Source organism: Arthrobacter sp. 05L45_2, assembly GCF_056397525.1.
This window is the reverse complement of the sequence record NZ_JBFTNO010000257.1, coordinates 1-3,532: the sequence shown is the minus strand read 5'-3', so window position 1 is coordinate 3,532 and position 3,532 is coordinate 1. Positions and strand designations below refer to the sequence as shown.

Below are 3,532 nucleotides of genomic sequence, written 5' to 3'. Positions count from 1 at the left end.
CATCTGGTCGGCCCACCACTGTGGCGGCGGACCAAGCCAGCCGACGGCGTCGTCGTCGGAGGATTCGAGCGAGCCGCCGGGGAAGGCGAGCACGCCGAGCGGCGACGAGCCGGGCCGGTAACCCAGCCAGGTTTCCAGACCGGTGGGCGAATCGCGCAGCAGGACCACGGAGGACGCGAACCGGGGCGCCCGGGGGGTCCGCTCGCCGTGGTCAATCCAGCTGCGGGCGGCCTCCTCAAGATCCGGGGGGAGGACAAACAGGCGTCGTGCTAAGTGCGGCAAAGGAAGCGACCGGCCTTTAGGCGAATTCGGCGATCAGTTCGACCTCGACCGGGKAGTCGAGCGGCAGGACTGCAACGCCGACGGCGGAGCGTGCGTGCTGGCCGGCGTCGCCGAGGACTTTGCCCAGGAGCTCGGAAGCGCCGTTGATAACACCGGGCTGGCCGGTGAACGAGGGGTCGGAAGCGACGAAGCCGACCACCTTGACGATGCGGGTGACCCGGTCGAGGTCACCGATGACGCTCTTGACGGCAGCCAGGGCGTTGACGGCGCAGATCTCCGCGTAGCGTTTGGCTGCCTCCGGTGAGACGGTGGGCTCATCCGAGGCGGCCTCGGTGCCRCCGGAGACCTTGCCGGTCGCTTCCAGCTTGCCGCCGATGAAGGGCAGCTGGCCGGACGTGTACACGTGGTTGCCGGAGATCACGGCGGGGACGTATGCGGCCACCGGGGCGGCAACGTCGGGAAGCGTCAGGCCGAGCTCGGCAAGGCGTTGTTCGACGGCGGACGACGCGCCGGTTGCCGTGGCACTTTCGGCCGGGCCGGCGGTGCTGGCGGCCGGAGCTGCGGTGCTCACAGYCGTGGCCGGCGCCGCTGTTTCGGGGGTGGTCATTGCTAGTTCTTCTCCCGCTTCAAGTAGGCAACCAGGCCGTTTCCATCGGGGCCTGTAACAACCTGGACGAGCTCCCACCCGTCCTCGCCCCACTGGTCCAGGATCTGCTTGGTCGCGTGGATAATGAGCGGAATCGTGGCGTACTCCCATTTGGTCATGAAGTAAAGCCTAGTCCTTGCCGGTAAAGTGGAAAACATGGCGACTGGTAAGAACCCTTTATTCGACACGGCCACCACCCTCGGAAAGCTCATCCTTTTCCTGGGCGTGAGCGCGATTTGTGGTGTCCTCGTGGCGGGGCTGCTGGTCCCGGCGGCCGCCGTTTCCGGCAACGCCGCGAGCGGTTCGATCAAATTCTTTGAGACCCTTCCAGCGGAACTGAAGGTTGAGCCGCCGAGCCAGTCGACCAAGATCCTGGCCGCGGACGGCAGCGTCATCGCCAACCTGTACCAGGAGAACCGGACCCGGGTTTCGCTGGACCAGATGTCGCCGTACATCAAGGACGCGGTAGTCGCCATTGAAGACAGCCGCTTCTACGAACACGGCGGCGTCGACACCACCGGTATTCTCCGCGCACTGGTCAGCACTGCCCGCGGCAACAAGCAGGGTGCCTCGACCATCACCCAGCAGTACGTGAACAACGTCATCAACTCCTCCCTGGAGTCCGAGGGCAAGGGCGACAAGGTCCTGCTGAACGGTGTTAACAAGGGCGTCGGTGACAAGCTCCGCGAGATGAAGCTCGCCATCGCGCTGGAGAAGAAGTTCTCCAAGGAGCAAATCCTCGAGGGTTACCTCAACATCGTCTTCTTCAACCGTGACGCTTACGGCATCGAGGCTGCCTCGCGGTTCTTCTTCAGCACCTCCGCCAAGAACCTGACCCTGCCGCAGGCGGCCCTCCTGGCCGGCGTCGTGAACAGCCCGTCGTTCTACGACCCCATCACCAACCCGGACAACGCCAAGGTCCGCCGCAACCTGGTCCTCAAGGCCATGCTGTCGCAGAAGAAGATCAAACAGGCCCAGTACGACGCCGCCGTCGCCACGCCGGTCAAGACCAAGGTGACCCAGCCGCGCCAGGGCTGCGCCTAYTCGCCGACGTCGCCGTACTTCTGCGACTACGTGCTGCACCTSCTGCTSAACAACCCSGCSTACGGKGCGGACACCAAGGAACGCGARCGSAAGATYTTCCGCGGCGGCCTGACCATCAAGACCACCCTGGACCCGAAGGCCCAGAAGGTCGCCCAGACGCAGGTTGACTCCGCCGCCGGCGCGAACCCGGACAAGTGGGGCGCGTCCATGGTGTCCGTGGAACCGGGCACCGGCAAGATCGTCACCATGGCCCAGAACACTTCATGGCTGGAAACCAAGGGAAAGTTCAACACGCAGCTGAACTTCAACGTCGACAGGTTCGATGACAAGGGCAACGACCTCAACGGCCTCGGCGGCGCCCAGCCCGGCTCCACCATGAAGCCGTTCACCTTCGCCGAGTGGCTGGACGAGGGCAAGTCGATGAACACCGTGGTCGACGGCTCCGTGCGCCAGTACCCCCTGAACTTCCCGTGGAAGAACACCTGCGGCACCAACACCGGCGCGTACAGCACCCCCGAACATGATGCGCAACTGGGCGCCGCAGAGGACCTGCAGAACGCCGAACCGGACTATTACAAGCCGATGTCCGTCCTCAAGGGCCTGTACAACTCCATCAACACCATCACGTTCGCATCCGCCGCCCAGCTCGATTTCTGCGGGATCCAGAAGGTCGTGGACGCGGTCGGACTGCACTCGGGGCTGCCCACCAGGGACCAGGACGGGAAGATTGTCCTCGACGCGAACGGCCACATCAAGGAGCCGACCCCGAAGATCAATATGTCCCAGATCTCCAACCTCCTGGGCTCCACCCAGACCGCTCCGCTGACCATGGCGAGTGCCTTTGCCACCTTCGCCAACGACGGCCGGTACTGCGCGCCGATCGCGATCACCTCGGTAACGGACGCGACCGGGGGCAAGCTGCCCGGCCAGGCCACGAACTGCCGCGACGCGCTCAAGCCCGAGGTGGCCAGGGGCGTGAACTACGCCCTGCAGGAAGTCCTGAACCGCGGCTCCGGCTCGCTGATCCAGCCACGCATTTCGACGGTGACCAACTTCCCGATCGCGGCCAAGACCGGTACCTCCAACAACAACGGYTCCACCTGGGTKGTYGGSCACACCACSGGCCTGGCCACSGCSGCCTGGTTTGGYGACCCGCTCGGCGMCCAGGGACGYTCSGGCCAGAACATCACKGTCAACGGCCAGTTCTACCAGGGCATCGACGGTTACATGATTGCCGGTCCCATGTTCTCCCGGTTCATGTCCCAGATCGCGCCCGGGTACGGCACCGAACCGTTCCCGGAACCGCCGTCGAACCTGCTGACCGAACCCACGCCATACCAGCAGCCGAACACCAACACGGGCGGCAACAACGGCGGCGGGAACAGCAACTCCAACACGGCGCCGTCGTCGCCGAGCCCGGCCCCGTCCTCCGCGCCGTCCGCGCAGCCGACTAAGCCCGGCAACAAGAAGCCGTAGCCGTGCCCGCCGGAACCACCCTGGCCAGCCGCGTCCGAAGCATCGGGCGCGGCTTCGCCGTCACAGCCGCTGCCGGGGCTGCAG

General features: G+C 65.5%; 3 protein-coding genes and 1 pseudogene. 1 reads left to right on the top strand and 3 read right to left on the bottom strand.

Annotated elements, in window-relative coordinates:
* From AC1DHD_RS15030 to AC1DHD_RS15020, 3 genes and pseudogenes are all read right to left on the bottom strand, one after another.
* Window positions 1-282: pseudogene (locus AC1DHD_RS15030) on the bottom strand (NUDIX hydrolase); the annotation flags it as partial.
* Window positions 283-298: 16 nt separating this feature from the next.
* The gene (locus tag AC1DHD_RS15025) at window positions 299-889 is read right to left on the bottom strand and encodes a RidA family protein (protein WP_476880482.1); all 591 of its coding nucleotides are present in this window, start codon (window positions 887-889) and stop codon (window positions 299-301) included.
* Window positions 890-891: 2 nt separating this feature from the next.
* The gene (locus tag AC1DHD_RS15020; protein ID WP_476880481.1) at window positions 892-1,047 is read right to left on the bottom strand and encodes a DUF4177 domain-containing protein; all 156 of its coding nucleotides are present in this window, start codon (window positions 1,045-1,047) and stop codon (window positions 892-894) included.
* A gap of 37 nt (window positions 1,048-1,084) precedes the next feature.
* Here AC1DHD_RS15020 and AC1DHD_RS15015 point away from each other — a divergent pair, with 37 nt between their 5' ends.
* Window positions 1,085-3,448 carry a transglycosylase domain-containing protein gene (locus AC1DHD_RS15015; protein ID WP_476880480.1) on the top strand — a complete coding sequence of 788 codons (2,364 nt, stop codon included), beginning with the start codon at window positions 1,085-1,087 and terminating at the stop codon, window positions 3,446-3,448.
* Window positions 3,449-3,532: the final 84 nt, after the last annotated feature.